Source organism: Winogradskyella sp. A2 (assembly GCF_046762865.1).
Classification (GTDB): Bacteria; Bacteroidota; Bacteroidia; order Flavobacteriales; family Flavobacteriaceae; genus Winogradskyella.
Genome location: NZ_JBKQXM010000005.1, coordinates 259,959 through 280,644 on the forward strand (window position 1 = coordinate 259,959; position 20,686 = coordinate 280,644).

The 20,686-nt window shown below is 32.7% G+C and carries 25 protein-coding genes; 15 read left to right on the plus strand and 10 right to left on the minus strand.

Annotated elements, in window-relative coordinates:
• Positions 1-17: 17 nt before the first annotated feature.
• Positions 18-1,334, plus strand: a complete 1,317-nt coding sequence (locus ACFWV9_RS11820; protein WP_411895427.1) for a hypothetical protein — start codon at positions 18-20, stop codon at positions 1,332-1,334.
• On the opposite strand, the gene ACFWV9_RS11825 is transcribed toward ACFWV9_RS11820, so the two are convergent.
• Together ACFWV9_RS11825 and ACFWV9_RS11830 are read right to left on the minus strand one after the other, a co-directional pair.
• On the minus strand, positions 1,331-1,735 hold the full coding sequence (locus ACFWV9_RS11825; RefSeq protein WP_411895428.1) for a hypothetical protein: 405 nt from the start codon (positions 1,733-1,735) through the stop codon (positions 1,331-1,333). The genes ACFWV9_RS11820 and ACFWV9_RS11825 overlap by 4 nt on opposite strands.
• A complete protein-coding gene (locus ACFWV9_RS11830) occupies positions 1,719-2,306 on the minus strand; it encodes an RNA polymerase sigma factor (protein ID WP_411895429.1) in 588 nt (195 codons plus the stop codon). Before ACFWV9_RS11830 ends, ACFWV9_RS11825 begins: the two co-directional genes overlap by 17 nt.
• A gap of 140 nt (positions 2,307-2,446) precedes the next feature.
• On the opposite strand from ACFWV9_RS11830, the gene ACFWV9_RS11835 reads away from it, so the two are divergent.
• The 5 genes from ACFWV9_RS11835 (at position 2,447) to ACFWV9_RS11855 (ending at position 5,950) form a co-directional block, all read left to right on the plus strand.
• Positions 2,447-2,794, plus strand: a complete 348-nt coding sequence (locus ACFWV9_RS11835; RefSeq protein WP_411895430.1) for a DUF6249 domain-containing protein — start codon at positions 2,447-2,449, stop codon at positions 2,792-2,794.
• A 94-nt stretch (positions 2,795-2,888) separates the two neighbouring features.
• Positions 2,889-3,860, plus strand: coding sequence for a hypothetical protein (locus ACFWV9_RS11840; protein ID WP_411895431.1), 972 nt, complete (start codon positions 2,889-2,891; stop codon positions 3,858-3,860).
• A gap of 72 nt (positions 3,861-3,932) precedes the next feature.
• Positions 3,933-5,300: a CotH kinase family protein gene (locus ACFWV9_RS11845; RefSeq protein ID WP_411895432.1), complete on the plus strand. Its 1,368-nt coding sequence runs from the start codon at positions 3,933-3,935 to the stop codon at positions 5,298-5,300.
• Positions 5,301-5,418: 118 nt separating this feature from the next.
• Positions 5,419-5,775, plus strand: coding sequence for a hypothetical protein (locus ACFWV9_RS11850; protein ID WP_411895433.1), 357 nt, complete (start codon positions 5,419-5,421; stop codon positions 5,773-5,775).
• A 4-nt stretch (positions 5,776-5,779) separates the two neighbouring features.
• Entirely contained in the window at positions 5,780-5,950 is a 171-nt protein-coding gene (locus ACFWV9_RS11855; protein WP_411895434.1) for a hypothetical protein, read from the plus strand.
• On the opposite strand, the gene ACFWV9_RS11860 is transcribed toward ACFWV9_RS11855, so the two are convergent.
• Complete coding sequence (locus tag ACFWV9_RS11860; RefSeq protein WP_411895435.1) at positions 5,951-6,631, minus strand: M15 family metallopeptidase; 681 nt, start codon at positions 6,629-6,631, stop codon at positions 5,951-5,953.
• Between the two features lie 32 nt (positions 6,632-6,663).
• Between ACFWV9_RS11860 and ACFWV9_RS11865 the strand changes: the two genes are divergently transcribed.
• The 9 genes from ACFWV9_RS11865 to ACFWV9_RS11905 all read left to right on the plus strand — a co-directional run bounded on the left by ACFWV9_RS11865 (position 6,664) and on the right by ACFWV9_RS11905 (position 12,887).
• Positions 6,664-7,269: an alpha-ketoglutarate-dependent dioxygenase AlkB family protein gene (locus ACFWV9_RS11865; protein WP_411895436.1), complete on the plus strand. Its 606-nt coding sequence runs from the start codon at positions 6,664-6,666 to the stop codon at positions 7,267-7,269.
• A 369-nt stretch (positions 7,270-7,638) separates the two neighbouring features.
• On the plus strand, positions 7,639-8,571 hold the full coding sequence (locus ACFWV9_RS11870; protein ID WP_411895437.1) for an alpha/beta hydrolase: 933 nt from the start codon (positions 7,639-7,641) through the stop codon (positions 8,569-8,571).
• Positions 8,572-8,866: 295 nt separating this feature from the next.
• Positions 8,867-9,727 carry an SPFH domain-containing protein gene (locus ACFWV9_RS11875; protein ID WP_411895438.1) on the plus strand — a complete coding sequence of 287 codons (861 nt, stop codon included), beginning with the start codon at positions 8,867-8,869 and terminating at the stop codon, positions 9,725-9,727.
• Between the two features lie 2 nt (positions 9,728-9,729).
• Positions 9,730-9,912 carry a hypothetical protein gene (locus ACFWV9_RS11880; RefSeq protein WP_411895439.1) on the plus strand — a complete coding sequence of 61 codons (183 nt, stop codon included), beginning with the start codon at positions 9,730-9,732 and terminating at the stop codon, positions 9,910-9,912.
• Positions 9,913-9,914: 2 nt separating this feature from the next.
• Positions 9,915-10,073, plus strand: coding sequence for a DUF4177 domain-containing protein (locus ACFWV9_RS11885; protein ID WP_411895440.1), 159 nt, complete (start codon positions 9,915-9,917; stop codon positions 10,071-10,073).
• Positions 10,073-10,588, plus strand: coding sequence for a hypothetical protein (locus ACFWV9_RS11890; RefSeq protein ID WP_411895441.1), 516 nt, complete (start codon positions 10,073-10,075; stop codon positions 10,586-10,588). Before ACFWV9_RS11885 ends, ACFWV9_RS11890 begins: the two co-directional genes overlap by 1 nt.
• Positions 10,581-10,760 carry an Arc family DNA binding domain-containing protein gene (locus ACFWV9_RS11895; protein ID WP_411895442.1) on the plus strand — a complete coding sequence of 60 codons (180 nt, stop codon included), beginning with the start codon at positions 10,581-10,583 and terminating at the stop codon, positions 10,758-10,760. The genes ACFWV9_RS11890 and ACFWV9_RS11895 overlap by 8 nt, the downstream gene beginning before the upstream one ends.
• A gap of 63 nt (positions 10,761-10,823) precedes the next feature.
• Positions 10,824-12,134, plus strand: coding sequence for a DUF819 domain-containing protein (locus tag ACFWV9_RS11900; protein WP_411895443.1), 1,311 nt, complete (start codon positions 10,824-10,826; stop codon positions 12,132-12,134).
• Positions 12,135-12,185: 51 nt separating this feature from the next.
• Positions 12,186-12,887, plus strand: a complete 702-nt coding sequence (locus ACFWV9_RS11905) for a DUF4369 domain-containing protein (RefSeq protein ID WP_411895444.1) — start codon at positions 12,186-12,188, stop codon at positions 12,885-12,887.
• 155 nt (positions 12,888-13,042) lie between these two features.
• On the opposite strand, the gene ACFWV9_RS11910 is transcribed toward ACFWV9_RS11905, so the two are convergent.
• The 7 genes from ACFWV9_RS11910 to ACFWV9_RS11940 form a co-directional block, all read right to left on the minus strand.
• Complete coding sequence (locus tag ACFWV9_RS11910; RefSeq protein WP_411895445.1) at positions 13,043-13,312, minus strand: hypothetical protein; 270 nt, start codon at positions 13,310-13,312, stop codon at positions 13,043-13,045.
• Between the two features lie 69 nt (positions 13,313-13,381).
• Positions 13,382-14,353, minus strand: a complete 972-nt coding sequence (locus ACFWV9_RS11915) for a type I phosphomannose isomerase catalytic subunit (protein ID WP_411895446.1) — start codon at positions 14,351-14,353, stop codon at positions 13,382-13,384.
• A 3-nt stretch (positions 14,354-14,356) separates the two neighbouring features.
• Entirely contained in the window at positions 14,357-14,767 is a 411-nt protein-coding gene (locus ACFWV9_RS11920) for a 6-pyruvoyl trahydropterin synthase family protein (protein WP_411895447.1), read from the minus strand.
• A complete protein-coding gene (gene idi, locus ACFWV9_RS11925; RefSeq protein WP_411895448.1) occupies positions 14,764-15,291 on the minus strand; it encodes an isopentenyl-diphosphate Delta-isomerase in 528 nt (175 codons plus the stop codon). The genes ACFWV9_RS11920 and idi overlap by 4 nt, the downstream gene beginning before the upstream one ends.
• Positions 15,292-15,395: 104 nt before the next feature.
• A complete protein-coding gene (locus ACFWV9_RS11930; RefSeq protein WP_411895449.1) occupies positions 15,396-17,372 on the minus strand; it encodes an OmpA family protein in 1,977 nt (658 codons plus the stop codon).
• Between the two features lie 10 nt (positions 17,373-17,382).
• Positions 17,383-18,309, minus strand: coding sequence for a type IX secretion system membrane protein PorP/SprF (locus ACFWV9_RS11935; RefSeq protein ID WP_411895450.1), 927 nt, complete (start codon positions 18,307-18,309; stop codon positions 17,383-17,385).
• Between the two features lie 34 nt (positions 18,310-18,343).
• Positions 18,344-20,686 (minus strand): gliding motility-associated C-terminal domain-containing protein (locus ACFWV9_RS11940; RefSeq protein WP_411895451.1); only part of this gene is annotated, 2,343 nt, incomplete at its 5' end.

Sequence of the window (20,686 nt, forward strand, 5' to 3'; positions counted from 1 at the left end):
ACCAATTTAATTTATAAATGAGTCAAGATTACAATAATCCTGCATTTAAAAAGCTACTCAAAAAGTTGCAAGAAGAAAGTTGGCAATTAGAATTGTTAATTTCTGGTTTTGCCATTTTTGGCTTGTTCTCTGCTTATACCCCTTTAAAGTTATTATATATAGAAGCAAATGCAGATGGTAACAGACTTATTGCATTTATTTACGTTATTGCGCTAATATCCTGCGTTATCCTAACATTTAATTTACTCCTTCATGTTGTTTTAAGAGGCTTATGGATTGGTGCACTTGGATTGCGATATGTTTCTGGCGAAATTGATTATGAAAGTCTAAATTACAGTGAGAAGTTCACAAATTATTTAAGAAAAAGGGTTGGCTCCTTTGATAGATATATTGCTCGACTAGAAAACTATTGCAGTGTGATTTTCGCAATTTCATTTTTACTCATATTCTATGTTTTTGCATTCGTTTTCACAATTGGTGCAATAAGCCTGATAGCAAACTTTCTTATTGGCAACGATGAACTTGATCCATATGGGAAAATTATTGGTATTCCACTTGTGATTTTTATGGTGATTGGCATGTTACTAGCATTTATAGACTTTGCAACACAAGGTTGGTTAAAAAAGAAAAAATGGCTTAGTAAAATTTATTTTCCATTCTATTGGATTTTTAGTTTTATCACACTATCATTTTTGTATAGACCTTTAGTTTATAATTTTTTAGACAACAAATTTGGGAGACGGTTAAGTTTTCTACTTTTGCCAATATATATTATCCTTATCGTAGGATCCTCCTACCAAAACAAAACTTCGAATTATTTTAATAGAAGTCTAAATTCTAGTGAGATTATTGGAGATGCCAGTAATTATGAAGACCTGCTCACTGATGATACTGATTTTATTGAAAAAGTAACAATCCCTTCGAAGGTAATTTCCACCAATTACTTGAAGGTATTTATGCTTTTTAATGATATCGTTGAAGATGATGTTTTTGATTACAATCCTAGCTTAAAACCAGAAGAAGATATAAGAGGTTTTAGTTCTGATATGATTATTATCAACGAATTGTCTTGGAAAGAAAGAGATAGTATTAGAAAGGTCTATATGCAAACATTAAATGATGTCTATAAAGTAAAAATTGACTCAATTGAACATAACAGTGAATTTATTCTTACACAAAGTCAAAAAAAACAAAAAGGATTTGAAACTTATGTAGATTTATCGAACTTAAAAAAAGGCAAACATTTAATGAATCTTACCCGTAAACGTATCCATAAAAAAGATACTCAGACGATATATGTCGCCAGAATCCCTTTTTGGTATTTCCCTAATTAAAATGCCATACGATTATTAAAATACTGCTTTAACAAAGGAATTTGCACACTTACCATAATTGCTAGTAAAACCATAGCATACAATAATGTATTTGAAAAATCAAATGACACGTCTTTTAAAAGATTAAATGAAACTTCAGGTATATTATAACGATCGGAGAGACTTGTAGTGCTTTTAGGTTGATTAAATATTATATAACCTACCAAAGCTATAAAACCACTACCAATCAACCACCAAACATATTTAGGAATTAAAGGTTTATAAACAGTCACAGTTGATTTCTGAAGTGCTTCAACTTTAGCCATAACGTTATCTGTAAACTCTAAAGGAGCTTTTTCTAAACTATCAGCCGCCATTAATTTATTTACCAATTCTTCTATTCTCTTATCGCCCTGTTCCATAATTCATTCTAATTTGTGGTTGCAAATACTGTTCTAAAATAACCGCTAATTTTTTACGTGCTCTAAATAGTTTCACTTTTACAGTATTAGCTTCAACATTAATAATTTTAGAAATTTCTTCTAATGATAATTCTTCAAAATAAAACAACGTCAATAAAGCACTGCTGTCTTCTGGTAATTTGTTTATGCAATTTTTAATTAAAACACTCTTTTCTTCCTTTATAATATTATCTAATGCATTATCGATAGTATCTAGTTTATTAAAGGTATACTCATCTATGGCTACATTATTTATGTATTTCTTGTTCTTTTTTATATTATCTAAGCAAGTATTATAAGCCACTCTATATATCCAGGTAGAAAATTTAGAATCGCCCTTAAACTTATCCAATGACTTAAAAACCTTAACAAACGTGTCTTGTGCTACCTCTTCAGCCTCTTCTTTATGTTTTAACATACGTAATGCTAAAGTATAGACCAAGTCCTTATAACGATCAACTAGAAGTGCATAAGCTCTAGTATCGCCATTATTAATAGCTTCTATTAATATGATTTCGTCGTTGGTGGTCATTTTTATTTAAGACGACATTATAAGGTATATGGTTACACAAACTGTCAAAATATTTTTTTTGAAGAAATTTGTAACCTAAATCAAAAACCAATCGTCATAAGCTGAAACAAATAAAATTAATCAATTAAAAACAAACAATTATGGGAGTAGCAGAAGTTATAATACCAATTACATTTTTCGGAGTAGTCTTCGGCATATTTTATTTATATATTTCAACTCGAAACAAGGAGCGTTTAGCTCTTATTGATAAAGGTGCTGATGCCAGTATATTTAATTTAGGTAAGCGATCCGGCTCTTCTTGGAAGATTACAGTATTAAATTTGGCATTTCTTTTAATGGGTATTGGATTAGGAGTTTTATTCGCAAACATCCTAGATACTTATACAGGTTTAGATGAAGATGCTATTTATCCTTCAATGATTTTCTTAATGGCTGGTGTTGGATTGTATGTAGGTTATACACAAACTAAAAAAGCATTAGATAGCTAAAGTATAAAGCCAATCAATAAAAAAACGTCTCCAAATGCGAGGCGTTTTTTTTTGTACATAAATGAATGTATCTTTAAATCCATACAGCGTCCTTATGTACAAAATCTTATTACTTTTTTTTGTTTCAATTCAAATTGTAAATGCTCAAATTACGCTATTAGATAGTATTACCAAATATCCTGTAAGTTATGCGGCTGTTTCCTTTGGAAATGGCAATGGTTTATTTGCCGATGATGAAGGCACATTTGTTTTTACAGAAAAACTCTATCCAGACATAGATTCATTATTTATATCGGCATTAGGTTATAAAGACCTAAATATGGCATCAAATCAATTAATTGACACTTTGTATATGGTTTCTCAAGCAGATGAACTAGACGAAGTAACAATTGGCTTTAAGCGAAATAGAAAGTTTAAGAAAGAAAAATTAAAACCACATCTTGATGATGACTATTATAATTGCTGGTTACCAACTATTGAATCTGAAATTGCAGTTTACTTTCCAAAAACAACAAAAAAAGATCAAGAAATTGCATCGGTTATATTCCCAATTGCTTTGGAATCTAGAGACTGGAAAAAAAGAAAACGTGCTAATAGTGACAAAAAGAAGTTTTCTACCCTATTTAAAGTGAACTTTTATGAAAATGACAATGGTATTCCTGGTAAGGCATTGAGCTATGAAACCATAGTTTTTAGAGCAACAGAAAAAAATGGAGATTCCTTTACTCTAAATGTTGAAGAATTAAATATTTATATACCAACTCATGGTTTTTTTGTTTCAATTCAAGTTTTGGGCTACACAGACAAAAATGGCAAACTACTACCAAATAAAAAGTATAAAGAGGTACAAGCTAAAAATGGTATCGTTAAAATACCGACAAATTTTAGACCACTACTCCCCTTTACTGGTGAAATAAGTGAAAAACGAACATTTATAAAACGCGTTTTTATTAATGGAAATAATTGGATTAATTTTGATAAAGGCAATAGCTTTAAATCAAGTTTATTGAATAAAGGATTATTCAATTATGGTATAGGCATTACATATAAGACTTATAAAGATTAGTTCATTGGCCTGGTTTTAATAATTTAAAACAAAATACTTCTATCTTAGTGAAACAAAATATTTAATTCTAAAATGAAAACCTTATTTCGTTATATCACCTTTTGTTTCGTTATCATGGCCACTTATTCTTGCGAAACAAATGATAATGTAGAACAGGAAGAAGAAGTGGTAATTTTACCAGAAAACCGATTGCCTCAGGTAACAATTAACACAAATGGAGCGACCATTGTTGATGAACCTAAGATAAATGCACAAATGACCATCACAATTAACGATGAAGTAGATTATGTTGGTAACATTGGTATTGAAATTAGAGGTTCATCTTCTCAATCTTTCCCAAAAAAACAATTTGGCTTTGAAACTCGAGATGATGCTAATGAAGACCTGGATGTCTCTCTGTTAGGTTTCCCTGAAGAAGAAGATTGGATTTTATATGCTCCGTACAGTGACAAGTCATTGATTCGAAATATACTTATCTATGACTTATCAAGAGAAGTTGGTCGTTATGCCAGCAGAGCAAAATTTGTAGATGTAATAATAAATGAATCATACAATGGAGTTTATGTACTAATGGAAAAATTAAAACGAGATGATAATCGTATTAATATCAATAAATTAAGAGAAAATGAAAATAGCGGAGAAGATTTAACAGGTGGTTACATTCTTAAAATAGATAAAGCAGATGGTCCTAATAACACACTATATACCAATATAAATTCAATTACGTCTTCATACGTACCAAATGATGCAAGTTCCGGACAAGAAATTCATTTTTTATATGACACGCCAGACGAAGAAGATATTACACAAGAACAAAGAATATATATTAGCAATTATATGTTAGCTTTTGAAAATGCATTATCAAGTAATGAATTTACAGATCCCGTTACTGGTTATAAGGCTTACATAGAAACACAGAGTTTTATCGACTTCTTTTTATTAACTGAATTATCCAACAACGTAGACGGTTATCGGCTAAGTACTTGGCTCGTTAAAGATAAAAATGGGAAACTACAGATGGGTCCGATATGGGATTTCAATTTAGCTTTTGGCAATGCTGATTACTGTGATGGTGGCTCAACCGATGTTTGGGCGTATAAATTTAATGAGAGATGCTCAAATGATTTCTGGCAAATTCCTTTTTGGTGGGATCGTTTACTTGAAGATCCAGAATTTGTATCTCAATTAAAACTTCGTTGGTTAGAATTGCGTGGTAGTTCACTCTCAAATAGCGCAATACTTCAAAAAATAGATTCTTATACAGAAACACTTAGCTTATCTGGTGGAATTCAAGAGAATTTTGAAAAATGGCCAGTCTTAGGTCAGTATGTTTGGCCAAACAATTTTGTCGGAAATTCTTATGAAGAAGAAAAAGATTACCTCATTGATTGGATTGAGGAAAGATTAAGTTGGTTAGATACTGAAATCACTCAACTTTGATAATATTATAATAGGCATTAGATGTTTAACTTTGACAAATTAATTGGCTTTAAATCTTGCCTATTGGACAATGGATTAGTCAATTACATGATAGGCATTGTATTTTAAACATATACAGATGAGTGAATCTATAGGCATTTATATTATGTCAGCAATTTATATAATTGCAGGAATATTGCATTTTGTGAAAACCAAAATGTATATGATTATAATGCCAGAATATTTAAGCAACCATAAGAGTTTGGTGATTTTAAGTGGTATAGCAGAAATAATTCTGGGAATTGGGTTATGTATTCCATCCCTTAAGTCTATTTCCCTATACTGTATTATTGCTATGCTTATCGTATTTTTAACCGTACATTTTTATATGCTCAATAACAAAAAGGCATCATTAGGAATCCCAAAATGGATTTTAATTCTTAGGATTCCCTTACAATTTGCTTTAATGTATTGGGCATGGTTATATATAGATTAATTATATGAAAGACAAAACAGGACTAATAATCGCATTTATTGGTATTGCGATACTTGCAGGAGTTATTGGTTATCAAGCTAAAACTGAGGAATCTGCTCCAGTATTTATAGTTATAGGTCTAGCTGTAAATATTGTTGGTGTTATTATACACCTTAAGCGTAACATGAAAAAGTAGTTACTCAACAAAAAAGTCAAAGTAGGTTTTCGGAAAAGGTTCCCAACGCAAGGTAAAATGCCACCACTCTTTAGGATAATTTCTAAACCCGTGTTTTAGCATTACAGTTTGTAGAAGTTGTCTATTATGTTTCTGTTCCTTCGAGATGTCTTTATAATCCACCCAAGATTCTACACCAAAGAAATCATATGGACTTCCCATATCTAGTGGTTCACCAGTATTCCCATTAATTATGGTCAAATCCAAGGTACTTCCCCTACTATGACCAGATCTCGATGCAATATATTCTTCTTTAAACAAGTTGCGTTTTTCCACATCTGGATAGAATTGTGCTTTATTAATGGTATCATTAAAATTCCTTGCCCATCTAATAAAATGATTAACTGCACGTTGTGGCCTATAACCATCATAAACCCTTAAGCATAGATTTTGCGATTGTAGTTCCTCCTGTACCAATTTTAGTTTATCAACAGTCTCTTCAGTAATTATAAGCTTATTGGCTTTATAACCTTCTATAGTATCTCCAACAAAATTATTGGTAGTATAATATCGTAATTCTACATCAAGATCTTTAATGATATCCTTAGCATAAACAAATCCATCAGGTAATTGAGCTCTACTAGTAGTTCCCACAAGAAGAAAACCTAGAACTAGAATTAAAGAATGCGTTTTAAAATTCATAACTAAGTACTAATTTAGACAAAAATTGTGCTATGAACTTGTTTTCAAATGAGAAACAACATTTTAGTTTACCCAACGCGGAATTAATATATATACCAGACTTTTTCTCCAAGCAAGAGGCAGACTATTTCTTAAAGGGCATTTTTGAAAATACCAATTGGCAACACGACAATATCACAGTTTTTGGTAAAACCTATAAGCAACCTCGGTTAACAGCATTATTTGGTGAATCAAACCAACCTTATGGATATTCTAATATTACCATGTATCCTAAACCATTCACAGAAGATTTGCTGACCATTAAACGTAAAGTAGAAACATTATCTAAAACTACATTTAATACTGTACTAATTAATTTATATAGAGATGGCAATGATAGCAACGGTTGGCATGCGGACAATGAAAAAGAGCTGGGTCGTAATCCAATAATAGCTTCAATTAGCTTGGGAGAAGAACGTCCATTTCATTTTAAACATAGAACAATTAAGGAAGAACGGCATAAAATTATGTTAGATCATGGAAGCCTACTAATTATGAAAGGTGAAATGCAACATTATTGGTTGCATCAAATTGCCAAAACAAAACGAAATATTTCACCCAGAATAAATCTTACTTTTAGAAAACTAATTAATGTATAAAAACAAAAAACCGGGTTCCCTCAAACCCGGTTTTTCTAATTTGCTTTTTTTATTATGTAAGTAGATTTAGGGTCTCTAAGTCAACATAACATAATGCAAATATTAATTAATTAATCCATTGAACTAAAAACTAAATTTTAGTACACTTCAAATATAGAATTAGGTTTTAATTTTGACGCCTAAAAACATATTTAATCGATGTAATACATGTAATTTTAACATTTTAAGATAAAATAGTGCATTTCATCGATGAAATACATTTTAAAATTATATAACAATAACCGAATTACATACTAAATCGCACAAAACTTTGTTTTAAGTTTAGACTTGAAAGTCTTTAATATTTAACTTTGAGTTTTAAAAATCAATATGAAAACACATTTTTATATACTTCTAATTTTAATATCAAACTTGTGCTTTTCACAAAATGAAGAAACTCATTTTGAATCAAAAGAAATATCGGTATCGAAATGGATAGACGGTACCCTATTAATTCCCTCAGAAACTGAGAATACTAAATTAGCAATCATAATTGCGGGATCGGGACCCACTGATAGAAACGGAAATCAAAATTTCCTAAAAAACAATTCTCTAAAAAAACTTGCCGAAGGATTAACCAAGAATGGTATCGCGACATTTAGGTATGATAAACGAATCGTTAAACAAATTAAACAAGGAAAAGTAGATAAGAATATTGTATTTGATGATTTTATTAACGATGCTTCCGATGTCCTCAACTACTTTAAATCACAAAATCAATTTTCCCAGATATATGTTATTGGCCATAGTCAAGGAAGTTTAGTAGGTATGGTAGCCTCTAAAGATAAAGCCGATGGTTTTATTTCCCTTGCAGGAGCAGGTCAGAATATTGGCGATGTAATTATTGAGCAAGTCAATAAAACAGCACCCGCGTTAAAAGAAGATACAGAGCGTGTAATTAATCTATTTAAGAAAGGTAAAACAACTAATGATTATCCATTAGCATTGGCCTCAATGTTTAATCCAGAGATACAAACCTTTATGATAAACTGGATGTCATACAATCCGAAAGAAATAATAAAAGAACTTAATTTCCCAATTCTAATAGTTAATGGGACTAAAGATCTTCAAGTCTCTGTTAACGAAGCTGAAATATTAAAAGAAGCGAATAACAAAGCAACATTAACCATAATAGAAAACATGAATCACGTGCTTTTTGAAATTGAAGGTGACGATTTAGAAAATTCCAAATCTTATAATGAATCTTTTAGATCAATTTCCCGTAAATTAATTTATAGTATAACAAACTTTATAAAATCTTAATTTTTCTAAAACATTTTAAATTAAAAAAGCATCTCATAACTGAGATGCTTTTTTACTAACTAACCAACCAAATTGTAATGTAACGATTTTGAAGTAATGCTACCATATAGTAACTATCGTTTGAAACATTACAATTTATATATAACAAACCTCGTGCCAAACTTTATTTTTGAATTTTTTTAAAATTAAGTGTAACAAAATATTTCATTTGCATACTAATGAAATAAATCATATCTTTATGATATCAATTTAATATCAATATAAATTAAATGATTAACCAATTAAACTTTACATTATGAAAGAAGAAAAAATTATTGTTCCAGCAAATGGCTATTTAATGCTTTTTATATTTTTAATATTATTTTTTGGAAGTATTGCGTTATTACCAATAACACAAACTGGATGGCCAGCATTCGGAGTTGTTACGGCTTTAGTATTGGCATTTGGCTTTATTATGGTACAACCAAATGGCTCACGAGTTTTACTCTTATTCGGAAAATATGTAGGTACAGTAAAGAAAAATGGATTTTATTGGGTAAACCCATTTTATACTAAAAAGAAAATCTCATTAAGAGCAAGCAATTTTGATAGTGAACGCCTTAAGGTTAACGATAAGCTTGGTAATCCAATAATGATAAGTACTATTTTAGTTTGGCGAGTTCAAAATACATACAAGGCTGCCTTTGATGTAGACAACTATGAGAACTTTGTACGTGTACAGACCGATGCAGCGGTTCGTAAACTAGCGAGTATGTATCCTTATGATAATTTCGCAGACGAAGGTCATGATGAAGACATTACATTAAGATCTAGTGTTAATGAAGTTAGCAATGCATTAGAAAAAGAAATTGATGAAAGATTATCTATTGCTGGTATTGAAGTTTTAGAAGCACGTATTGGCTACTTAGCCTATGCACAAGAAATTGCAAATGCTATGCTTAAACGTCAGCAAGCAACAGCGATTGTCGCTGCAAGACATAAAATTGTGGAAGGGGCTGTGAGTATGGTAGAAATGGCTATTGAACAACTCAATAAAAATGAAGTTGTAGAATTAGATGAGGAACGCAAAGCGGCTATGGTCAGTAACCTAATGGTTGTATTATGTGGAGATAAGGACGCTTCACCAGTATTAAACACAGGAACTTTAAGTCATTAATAATGAATCAAAAACAAATATATAGCATAGCAATTGGTAGTGCCTTTGGCACAAGTATAGGCACTACAATTGGTGCTGTAATTAATGAAGTAGCCATGGGTGTTGTTTATGGATCTATAATCGGTATAATAATAGGTGTTGCCCTAGCCTTAGTAGTTTTTAAAGAAGACCAAACCAAAGAATAATTATGAAAGAGTATAAAGTTGTACAACCGAAATTAGGATTTAGACAACGATTCCAAAATTTTGAAGATCTTTTGAATCAGCACGCACGTGAAGGATGGACCGTAAATTTTATAGGTCAAGGTTGGACTAGTGTTGTTTTTGAACGTGATAAAAACAGATAATGAGAATTTTTAAGGAAGAACAAAGATTTAATCAATTATGGATCATCATACTACTTATTGTTAGTATGCTGGTCCCTCTTGGTATTATTACAGGAATCTACTTAAAGAATCCTGATACTTTTACTTCTTTAGAATTACTACTTATAATTGGAATAATTATTATAGCGTCAGGTATTATATTTCTATTTAAACTTACAACTAGAATCGATGAATTTGGTATTCATTACAAGTTCTTCCCTTTCCATGTAAGATATAAAACATTAGCTTGGGATCAAATAGATAAAGCTTACGTAAGAAAATATAATGCATTGACAGAGTATGGTGGTTGGGGAATAAAAGGTGGTAAACTTTGGAGCAAATCTAAAGGAACTTCCATTAATGTTTCTGGTGATATTGGAATTCAATTAGAATTAAAAAATGGTAAAAAGATTTTAGTTGGCACACAAAATGAGAATGATGCTAAAAATATACTAGCTACTTACAAGTTAAAGATTAAAAAAGAGCAAGATGTCTAAGAAAAAAGCATTTGCATTACGAATAAATGAGGATATGCTCAAAGCTATTGAGAAATGGGCCTCTGATGAATTTAGAAGTACCAACGGACAAATAGAATGGATGCTTATGCAATATTTAAAAGAGAATAAAAGGCAACCCAAGAAAAAAATAACACCCACAAATAAAAAGTGATCTGAAATGGTCACTTTTTTTAGTATTTAATTTTTGTATTTTGCGTACTCTTAAAACTCAATTATGGATACTTCACCCATTTTTACTGACGACACTATTGTATTCGGACTCCTAATGTTAGCATTAGGTTTTGTTTTTATCACAGAATCTATAAAAACCGGATTTTGGCCTAAATTCTATAAAATAGTTCCAGGTCTTTTTATGGCTTATATGCTCCCTGCCGTATTAACAACTGCAGGCTTAATTTCGCCCGAGTGGACATCTGTTTCTGACGCAGGTGAAGAAATTGAGCATAGCACCAATTTGTATTACGTAGCGAGTCGTTATTTACTGCCTGCAGCATTAGTCTTAATGACCTTAAGTATTGATTTAAAAGCTGTATTTAATTTAGGATGGAGAGCCTTAGTGATGTTTTTTACAGGAACCATAGGCATTATTATCGGTGGTCCAATCGCTATATTATTAATTGCCACTGTAGCTCCAGATGCTGTTGGTGGTGTAGGCCCAGATGCTGTATGGAGAGGCCTTTCTACTCTTGCTGGTAGTTGGATTGGTGGCGGTGCCAACCAAACTGCAATGCTTGAGATTTATGGCTACAACCAAGCTAAATATGGAGGTATGGTATTCGTTGATATTGTTGTAGCCAATATATGGATGGCCATAATATTAATAGGCATTGGTAAAAGAAATGGAATTAACAAATGGCTGAAAGCAGATACTGGCGCCATTGAAAACTTAAAGGAAAAAGTGACTATGTTTTCTGAAAAAGTGAAACGCAACCCAACATTAACAGACCTTATGATTATTTGTACTATTGCGTTTGGTACAGTAAGTTTGGCACACCTTTGTGCAGGTTATTTAGCACCACTTTTTGAAAATATGGTTTCAGGAATAGAATCTGTTACAACCAGAAATATTTTTACATTTTTAGGATCAAAATTCTTTTGGATGATCAGTATTGCAACTTTAATTGCCATATTATTATCCTTCACCAAAGCGAGAAACTACGAAGGTGCTGGAGCTAGTAAATTTGGAAGCGTTTTCATCTATATATTGGTAGCTACAATTGGTATGAAGATGGATCTCACTTTGATCTTTGAAAACGGATGGCTTATTACCATCGGTGTTGTATGGATGACAATACATGCGTTACTTTTAATCCTGGTGGCTAAGTTAATTAAAGCCCCTTATTTCTTTCTTGCGGTTGGTAGCCAGGCAAATGTTGGTGGAGCAGCCTCTGCTCCTATTGTTGCATCTGCGTTTCACCCTTCTTTAGCAACAGTAGGTGTTTTACTTGCTGTATTTGGTTATGCGGTTGGTACGATTGCAGCAATTGGTTGTACAATTTTAATGGAATTAGCTGCTGTTAGTTAGTAATTTAAATACAAATATTAGATATTTGCTTTCCTAAAATAAATTCTAAAAATGATTAAATCCTATAAGGTTTTTACGACTATACTTTTAGCTATACTTTTTATTTCTTGTAGTAAAACGGGCGAATCAAATTTCACCTTAAAAGGCACTGTTAAAGGACTTAAAAAAGGCATGGTCTATTTGCAAAAAGATGGTGATTCTTCTATTGTTAATTTGGATAGTATGCAAATAACAGGAGAACCAGAATTTATTTTACAAACCAATCTTGATGAACCTAAACTCCTTTATTTAAAATTGTTTAAGAATGATGGTGAAGAGCATTTTATTCCATTTTTTGCTGATGAAGGAATTACTGTAATAAATACGTCTTTAAAAAATTTCAACTTTGATGCCAAGATTAAAGGTTCAAAACAACAAGAACTTCTAGAATCATATCTGAATGTTATGGAAGGATATAAAAATCGGAATTTAGATTTGATCGAAACTACCTTTTTAGCTCAGAAAGATGGAGACTCAATAGCTTTTGACTCACTTAACAAACTATCAGAACGATTGATTAAGAGAAAATACTCATACACAATACAATATGCAATGAATAATTCTGATAGTGAAATTGCACCCTACTTGGCGCTATATGAAGTTCCAAGCGCAAATCCCATATATATTGACTCAATTTATAATGGATTGTCGGATAACATTAAAGAATCGTTCTACGGAAGAAAACTCAAAGATTTCATTGATAGCAGACAATAATTAAATAAGCTTCCAATTAAAATAAAACAAATAACTCCAACATTAATTGTTGGAGTTATTTGTTAAAATTATATTGTGAATCGAATTTGGAACCTGATTATTACAAATCAGTTCCACTAATCACCTCTACTATATAGGGTATTTTAAATAATAAATTATTTCAATTTATTAATCTTGTCAATAAGGCTTTTACCCTTAGCTTCAAGATCATTATTTATTGCTTTAAAATGCGCTTTTTGGTCTTCAGCACTTCTATCATTTACTCTTGTTATTAGTTCATCAAAAGTTAGAATAGCCTCATCAATGATAGCTTCACTTTCCTTTGTTGGCTTTTCAGAATTTGCCAATTCCCATATGTAAACCGCCTCTATAATATCCCCTAAAACATAGTTTATGTCCTTTTTTAAATCTCTTTTATTAGCCATAGTAAATTGAATTTTGAGGTACAAAAATAATAAATACTTGAGTTAATTAATCAGAATTACCTCTTTGTTTTAAACATAAACTTCAAGAAGTTTTGCGCCTTTTGTTTTTAATTTAAAGCTTGTAAATGCGGCAGGAATCAATATAGTTTCACCTTTTGAAATTTTATCAATTCTTTTGTCTGTTAAAATTTCTACTTCACCATCGACACAAATGTAAATAACAAATGAGTCTTCGTTATTTATCTTTTCTATTTCGGTGTCTAATTCTAAATAATTTGTTGTAAAAAATGGACAGCTTACCATTTCATTTGAAGCGTTTTTTAACTTTTTATAGTCAACTCTAAAGTCGTCTTTCATATCAAACTTAAAAGCATCTATGGCAATATCGTTGTGCAATTCTCTTTCATTTCCATCATTATCGGTTCTATCCCAATCATAAACACGGTAGGTTACATCACTGGTTTGTTGAATTTCAGCGAGTAATACTCCTGCTCCTATGGCATGCACACGTCCGGCTTCAATAAAATAAGTATCGCCTTCTTTGACTTTATCAAAATTTAAAATCTTAGTCAATGTTTTGTCTTGGAGGTGTTTTTGATACTTTTCTGGATTCATTTCTTGATTAAAACCAACAATAAGATTTGCATCTTTATCAGCGTGCATTACGTACCACATTTCAGTTTTTCCGAATGAATCATGACGCTCTTTAGCCAATTTATCATCTGGATGCAATTGTATACTTAAATCTTCTTTAGCATCTATAAATTTTATTAATAGCGGGAAGTCTTTACCAAAACGTTTAAAGTTTTTGTCTCCGATTAAAAATCTCTGGTAAACTGAAATTAAAGATTTTAAGTTTTCCCCTTTTAATCTTCCATTGGACACTACTGAAATATCACCTGGTACAGCACTTATTTCCCAGCTCTCACCATTTTGCTCAGAACTTGATTCTTTATTGAAAAACTGATTAAGCTTTTGTCCTCCCCAAATTTTTTCCTTTAAAATAGGTTTAAATTTTAATGGGTACAATACATTTTCCATAAACTATTCTCCAGAATACGTTACAAAATTACGAGGTGTTTCGTATAGTGTGATCTCAAGTTTAAAGTTAGGATTTATTTTTGCTTTTACCTTATTATAAATTACAACAGCTATATTCTCTGCTGTAGGATTTAAATTTTGAAATTCTGGAACTTCTACATTCAAATTTTTATGATCAAATGCATCTTCAACTTCAGACTTAATAATATCCTTTAAGATTTTTACATCTATCACGTATCCTGTTTCCTGGTCAATTTCACCTGTTACACTAGCTATTAACTCGTAGTTATGACCATGAAAGTTTGGGTTATTACACTTACCAAAAACTACATCATTCTTATCAAAAGACCAATCTTTTCTATAGAGCCTGTGTGCTGCATTAAAATGCGCTTTTCTGTGTACTGTTACTTTCATGATGGATTTACATTTATATGTTCATAAAACTTTTCAAAAATAATCTTAAACCATTCAGTATACTCATCTGAATTTAATGCTATATCAGCTTTTACAGCTTCTAAAGGCATCCATTTCCAATCTGCTACTTCATCTTCATTGATTACTGGTTCATCATTATAATAACCAATCATTACATGATCGTATTCATGTTCTGTCAAACCATTATCAAATGGCGCTTTATATACAAATGAAGTGGTTTCTTTTATTTCTGTTACAAATCCCATTTCTTCCCTTAAACGTCTCTTACCAGCCTCAATATTAGTTTCTCCGTCACGTTGATGGCTACAACAGGTATTGGTCCATAAACCAGGTGAATGATACTTGTGTAAAGCACGTTGCTGCAACATCAATTCATTATTGTTATTAAATATAAATACTGAAAACGCACGATGCAATATTGCTTTCTCATGCGCTTCCATTTTGGCCATTAAACCAATTTGGTTGTCATTTTCATCAACTAAGATGACTTTTTCTTCTTCCATATTGCAAAATTACCACCAATTGTATTAAATAAAGTAAAGGAATTCATAAAAAAAAGCCGATTAATTAAATTAATCGGCTCATTTCATTATTTATTATATCTATTTTATTTCTCAGGACATGTTTTACCGTTAATACCTGTGATAATAAATTCACTACGTCTATTTAACTGATGTTGCGCTTCAGAACAGCTAGACTCATTAGTAGGCTCACAACCACAATCGTTAACTAATCTGTATTCGCCATACCCTTTAGCAGTAAGTCTTTCAGATGCTATACCATTATCAACTAAGTATTTCCTCGTTGACTGTGCCCTGCGCTCAGATAAACTTTCATTGTAGGTCTCAGTTCCTCTACAATCCGTATGACTTCTAATATCTATTGTCATAGTTGGATATTTATTCAATACTGCTAACACTTTTTGTAATTCAATTTCGGCATCATATCTAATATTAGATTTATCAAAATCAAAATATATAATTGGTATGTCTAATATTTTAGCCAAGTCATCACATGGCTCAATTTCTTGCTCGTCTTTATCTAATAATAATTGCAATTTAAGCTCTTGTTTTCTGTTAGGTGTTGTAAAACGTTTTTCATCAGAAGTGTAAGTTTCTTTTTCTCCTCTAATTAAGTATTCCATTTCACAGCCTAAATTAAATTCAAAAGTCGCGTCGTCACCAACAAAAGCACGTTCTATTTCATTTCCTTCACTATCAAACAAAATTACTGTTGAATTTGGCAATAATTCATCTGTATCTAGATCTTGAACTGTTCCAGTTACAAGTTGCTCGCATTCTGGTATTTCAAACGTATAAATATCATCACTGCCTTTACCTCCTTCTCTATTAGAGCTGAAATAAACACGTTTTGTGACTAAATTTTCATAGTAGCCAAAATCATCAAAAGCACTATTAACTGGTTTACCAACATTCTCTATCGGAAAATTTCTATTAGATCCGGCTCTAACCTTTGCATCTAATTCTTCAGACTTAAAAACATCAAAACCTCCTAGCCCAGGATAACCGTTTGATGAGAAATATAAATCACCATCTGTATTTACAAACGGGAATGATTCTTGTCCTTCAGTATTTATTGATGGGCCTAAATTTTCAGGTTCACCTAAAGTACCATCATCATTTACATCTACAACAAAAATATCAGATTGTCCAAAAGTACCAGGCATGTCAGATACAAAATAAAGTTTATTACCTAACAGATTTAAGGATGGGTGTGCAACGCTATAATCTTTGCTATTAAAGTGTATAGAATGAATCTCATCCCAAGTACCATCTTCACTTAAAGTAGCCCTGTAAAGTTGAAGTCTATTAACTCCAGATTCATCTTCCTTATAATTCAAATTAAAGAAATTATTTCTAGTAAAGAACATATATTTACCGTTAGGCGAAAATATTGCACTCGACTCATGAAACTTAGTGTTAATCTTACCTTGAATTTCTTTAACCTCTCCAAAACCAGATTCAGTTTTTTCGACACTATAAAGATCTAGATAAGGCTGTTCATTCCATCTATACTTGCGTCCACCGCCTCTTGAAGATGCAAAAACAATTCTATTCTCATATTCAGTTACACCAAAATCAGAAAGTTCAGTATTGATTTCAAGGTTTATAGGCTCAATATCTTCTCTGCTTATTTCATCAATGGCTTCTCTATAATCTACCATAGACATAAAGGCTCTACCTCTCATATCATCTGGTTTTAACTCATTGAATTTTTGCATCCACTTATCAGATTCTTCATAATTTTTAATTCCTTTAAGTGCAAGTGCATATCTAAAATAGTATTCGGGATCAATCACTTCATTTAGTGACATAAGTTCTCCATACCACTTGGTAGCATCTTCCATTTCATTTCTGAAATAATAAGAATTTGCTAGTTTTTGAAATAAATCTACTGACTTGTAACCTTTATTAGCAACTTCTAACAAAACTTCACTAGTTTTTACATATGCAAAATCTCTGTAGTCGTTTTCGACACTTTGAATCTTACCTTGTTGAGCATATGAAATTGACGTTATCCCAATTACAATTGCTAATGATATATATCTAAATAATGTTTTCATATTCAATTTTTTAGAAGAAACGTGGTGATAAAATTCTACCTAATCTTTTCACTTCAAATCTCAAAGTTATTTCGTGTGTACCACTATTATAGTTGTTTAACCCAGTTGTATTCAAGTCATACCCATAACCAATAAACATACCTGGTGTTACCTGAAAACCAGCAAGAGCACTTAAGGAATCATCCCATCTCCATGCTAGCCCGACAGTTAACTTTTTCTGAAACCAAAAATTTGCTGATACATCTGCTATTATTGGTGCTCCTGACACTCCTTTTATTAAAAAAGCAGGTTTCAATTCTGTTTTCTCACTTAGATTAAAAACATAACCACCAATTAAATAAAAATGCATTCGCTCTGTAGCAACAGATTCTTGAAAATCATCATAATGTTCCGTCTCAAGAAAATTTGGTATTGCAAATCCCAAATACCACTTCCTAGAATGCATATACAAACCTGCCCCAACCATTGGAGATATAAGGTTCAAATTTTGATTAAAAACTACATCTGGATCTTGAAAACGACCTTTACTCCAATCTGTATCTAACATATGGAAACCAGCCTTTGCTCCAAACGAAAGTTTTAAATCGTTTGCATTCAATGGTATGGTATAGGAAAAATTCGCATCTACAAATGTCTCGCGAGCAGGTCCTAATGCATCACTTACAATATTCAGCCCAAGTCCAATTCTTTCATTTCGCAAAGGAGAATGTATACCTAAGGACTGTGTTTGTGGTGCTCCATCTATTCCTACCCATTGAGATCGGTGTAAACCGACTACACTAAGTGTTTCTCTTTGACCAGCGTAAGCCGGATTTACACTCAACGTATTGTACATATAATGGGTGTACTGAGGATCTTGTTGTGCAAAACTATTAGCACTAATTAGTATAAATACTAAAACTATTAATCCTTTTATTGTTGATGATTTATGTATCATTTTAACGTATTTTATAATTCAGTGTTAATTAGTCTTATCTATTAATGTATAGCCATCCAACTCTTGGATCCGAGCCATCACCGAGATCTAACACATAATAATATGTACCAACTGGTAATTTATCAGACTCATTAATAAGAGCTCTACCGTTTGATGTTCCATCCCAATCATTTAGATATCCATTTTTAGAGTAAACAATATTACCCCATCTGTTGTATACCTCTAGTTTATTATTAGGGAAACGCTCCAAACAGTCTATCACAAATGTCTCATTTACACCATCACCATTTGGTGAGAATTCATTGTAAATTGTTAAACATATTGGATCTACAGAGGCAGAACTTTCATCATTATTTGGATTCACATCAATTCCTCCAACAGAACTTTGAACAAATGCTGTATTTACATAATCTCCAAACCCAAGTACTTCAACTGTAATTTGTAGAATCTCTACTTGATCAGGATCAAGTTGAGCAATGTTCCATTCACCGCCTATCTCAGAATATGTACCATCAGTCGTAATTGCTGATATAAATACATATCCGCTTGGTATTTGTTCGTTAATTACAATATCAGTTGCAGTTACATTACCAATATTAGCAACCTCAATTGTAAAGGTAATTTCATCACCAACTACAACTTGCTGTGCAGAATCTACAACCTTATCAACTTCTAAATCATAAATTGAATTTACTGCTGTTACGGTTGGATCATCTGGATTACCATTACCGTTATTATCATTATTATTCAAATCGTTTGGATCATCACTAATATCAACTACATCATCTGATGGATCTAAAAGATCACCATCTGGTCCTTCACTAGTTACTGTCGCGGAATTTGTTACAAATCCAATATCTAAATCACTTTGAGTTATTTGGTAAGTCGCCGTGAATGTGGTGTTGTCAATCTGACCAGGTATTAAGATAGGAATCGGTCCACCGACTAAGTTTAATCCTGGTAATACATCCTGTACTTCAATATTAGTTAAAGTAACATTTCCTGTATTTTCAACCTCAAATACATACGCAATGATATCATCAATACTACCTTCTATTCCATCTCCATTTGTATCGGTTAATGGCAATGTAGTTTTAATCAAACTAATTGCAGGGTTTTGAATAATATCAGTAACTGTTGGATCATCTTGAGTATTACCGTCTGTATCATCACCATCATCACTCGTATCGTTCACATTGGTGCCCATTGGGCTGTCACCATCGGCTACCACACTATTACTTAAACCTCCTACATCAACATCACTTTGTGTGATAACATATATCGCAGTATAAACTGCTGTTTCACCAACTTGTAACGTCCCTTCCAAGCTTCCAAGGTCGGCAACTACAAAGGTAGGTCCTGTCAAGGTCAGTGGGTTGCCGTTGGCATCCACAAACGTATCGGTCAACATTACATTGCTCAAAGTCACGTTCCCTGTGTTCTCTACAGTGATCGTGTACGTCAATTCGTCTCCCAGACTCGCGCCTGCCGGTAACACATCGTTACTAATCGCTACGGTCTTGACAGTTAATATACTAGGATCTTCTAATATAGTTGTAGTTGTTGGATCATCTTCAGTATTACCGTCGGTATCATCACCATCATCACTTGTATCGTTGACGTTCGTACCCATTGGACTGTCGCCAGCAGCTACAACGCTGTTTGAGAATACACCTGCATCAACAACATCTTGTTGAATTATATATGTCGCAGTATAAACTGCAATCTCGCCTACCTGTAACGTCCCTTCCAAGCTTCCTAGGTCGGCACCTACAAAGGTAGGACCTGTTACTAACATAAGAGGATTTCCAAATGCATCCAAGAACGTATCGGTAAGGGCCACGTTGCTGAGCGTTACGTTCCCTGTGTTCTCTACAGTGATCGTGTACGTCAATTCGTCTCCCAGACTCGCGCCTGCCGGTAACACATCGTTACTGATCGCTACGGTCTTGACCGCCTCGATGCTAGGCATCTCAGCTATACTCGTTTCCGTTGGGTCGTCAGTGGTGTTGCCATCAAGATCGTCGCCGTCGTCACTCGTATCGTTCACATTGGTGCCCATTGGGCTATCGCCATCGGCTACAACGCTGTTGCTTACGCCTCCTGCATCTACCTCGCTCTGCGTAATCACATAGGTCGCCGTATATGTTGCTATCTCGCCTACCTGTAACGTCCCTTCCAAGCTTCCAAGGTCGGCACCTACAAAGGTAGGGCCTGTCAATACTATAGGGTTGCCGTTGGCATCCAAGAACGTATCGGTAAGGGCCACGTTGCTGAGCGTTACGTTCCCTGTGTTCTCTACAGTGATCGTGTACGTCAATTCGTCTCCCAGACTCGCGCCTGCCGGTAACACATCGTTACTGATCGCTACGGTCTT

Excerpts from the sequence above, each read along its gene's own strand:
- ACFWV9_RS11900 (WP_411895443.1), top strand. The coding sequence starts at position 10,824 with ATGGATACTTCACCCATTTTTACTGACGACACTATTGTATTCGGACTC.
- ACFWV9_RS11835 (WP_411895430.1), top strand. The coding sequence starts at position 2,447 with ATGGGAGTAGCAGAAGTTATAATACCAATTACATTTTTCGGAGTAGTC.
- ACFWV9_RS11895 (WP_411895442.1), top strand. The coding sequence starts at position 10,581 with ATGTCTAAGAAAAAAGCATTTGCATTACGAATAAATGAGGATATGCTC.
- idi (WP_411895448.1), bottom strand. The coding sequence starts at position 15,291 with ATGGAAGAAGAAAAAGTCATCTTAGTTGATGAAAATGACAACCAAATT.
- ACFWV9_RS11915 (WP_411895446.1), bottom strand. The coding sequence starts at position 14,353 with ATGGAAAATGTATTGTACCCATTAAAATTTAAACCTATTTTAAAGGAA.
- ACFWV9_RS11830 (WP_411895429.1), bottom strand. The coding sequence starts at position 2,306 with ATGACCACCAACGACGAAATCATATTAATAGAAGCTATTAATAATGGC.
- ACFWV9_RS11930 (WP_411895449.1), bottom strand. The coding sequence starts at position 17,372 with ATGAAAACATTATTTAGATATATATCATTAGCAATTGTAATTGGGATA.
- ACFWV9_RS11880 (WP_411895439.1), top strand. The coding sequence starts at position 9,730 with ATGAATCAAAAACAAATATATAGCATAGCAATTGGTAGTGCCTTTGGC.
- ACFWV9_RS11820 (WP_411895427.1), top strand. The coding sequence starts at position 18 with ATGAGTCAAGATTACAATAATCCTGCATTTAAAAAGCTACTCAAAAAG.
- ACFWV9_RS11865 (WP_411895436.1), top strand. The coding sequence starts at position 6,664 with ATGAACTTGTTTTCAAATGAGAAACAACATTTTAGTTTACCCAACGCG.
- ACFWV9_RS11840 (WP_411895431.1), top strand. The coding sequence starts at position 2,889 with ATGTACAAAATCTTATTACTTTTTTTTGTTTCAATTCAAATTGTAAAT.
- ACFWV9_RS11920 (WP_411895447.1), bottom strand. The coding sequence starts at position 14,767 with ATGAAAGTAACAGTACACAGAAAAGCGCATTTTAATGCAGCACACAGG.
- ACFWV9_RS11890 (WP_411895441.1), top strand. The coding sequence starts at position 10,073 with ATGAGAATTTTTAAGGAAGAACAAAGATTTAATCAATTATGGATCATC.
- ACFWV9_RS11935 (WP_411895450.1), bottom strand. The coding sequence starts at position 18,309 with ATGATACATAAATCATCAACAATAAAAGGATTAATAGTTTTAGTATTT.
- ACFWV9_RS11870 (WP_411895437.1), top strand. The coding sequence starts at position 7,639 with ATGAAAACACATTTTTATATACTTCTAATTTTAATATCAAACTTGTGC.
- ACFWV9_RS11885 (WP_411895440.1), top strand. The coding sequence starts at position 9,915 with ATGAAAGAGTATAAAGTTGTACAACCGAAATTAGGATTTAGACAACGA.
- ACFWV9_RS11850 (WP_411895433.1), top strand. The coding sequence starts at position 5,419 with ATGAGTGAATCTATAGGCATTTATATTATGTCAGCAATTTATATAATT.
- ACFWV9_RS11845 (WP_411895432.1), top strand. The coding sequence starts at position 3,933 with ATGAAAACCTTATTTCGTTATATCACCTTTTGTTTCGTTATCATGGCC.
- ACFWV9_RS11910 (WP_411895445.1), bottom strand. The coding sequence starts at position 13,312 with ATGGCTAATAAAAGAGATTTAAAAAAGGACATAAACTATGTTTTAGGG.
- ACFWV9_RS11905 (WP_411895444.1), top strand. The coding sequence starts at position 12,186 with ATGATTAAATCCTATAAGGTTTTTACGACTATACTTTTAGCTATACTT.
- ACFWV9_RS11855 (WP_411895434.1), top strand. The coding sequence starts at position 5,780 with ATGAAAGACAAAACAGGACTAATAATCGCATTTATTGGTATTGCGATA.
- ACFWV9_RS11875 (WP_411895438.1), top strand. The coding sequence starts at position 8,867 with ATGAAAGAAGAAAAAATTATTGTTCCAGCAAATGGCTATTTAATGCTT.
- ACFWV9_RS11860 (WP_411895435.1), bottom strand. The coding sequence starts at position 6,631 with ATGAATTTTAAAACGCATTCTTTAATTCTAGTTCTAGGTTTTCTTCTT.
- ACFWV9_RS11825 (WP_411895428.1), bottom strand. The coding sequence starts at position 1,735 with ATGGAACAGGGCGATAAGAGAATAGAAGAATTGGTAAATAAATTAATG.